The 325-nt window shown below is 66.5% G+C and carries 1 pseudogene; it reads right to left on the bottom strand.

The features are described from left to right. Window positions 1–325: pseudogene (locus BK660_RS31105) on the bottom strand (NADP-dependent glyceraldehyde-3-phosphate dehydrogenase); the annotation flags it as partial.

The following is a 325-nucleotide window of genomic DNA, read 5'->3' as shown; positions in this document are numbered from 1 at the left end:
CCCACATCAGCAACTTGACCACGGCATCGCGCTGTTGGCGCATGCGGCCGAGGAAGGCTTCGACGTGCTGAATGCGTTCGGCTACGCGCATGGTCGGCCACAGGCCCTGGCCACGGTCGTAGGCGCGGACGGCGGCGTCGAGGGCGGTGAGGGCGGTCTCGGCATCGAGCAACGGCGTGCTGCCGAGGATGACTTGTTCGTCGCCATTCTCACCTTTCAGATAGACCGGGCTGCGCACGGTGGCGAGCGGGCCGTCCCAGCGGCGCAACTGGCCGTCGACCAGGTATTCGCGTTGCTCGACCTGAGCGTCGAGGCGGTATTTTTC

It is taken from the genome of Pseudomonas brassicacearum (genome assembly GCF_003732265.1).
Taxonomy (GTDB): Bacteria; Pseudomonadota; Gammaproteobacteria; order Pseudomonadales; family Pseudomonadaceae; genus Aquipseudomonas; species Aquipseudomonas brassicacearum_D.
The sequence above is the reverse complement of the archived record's forward strand: the minus strand, read 5'-3'. Positions and strand labels throughout refer to the sequence as shown.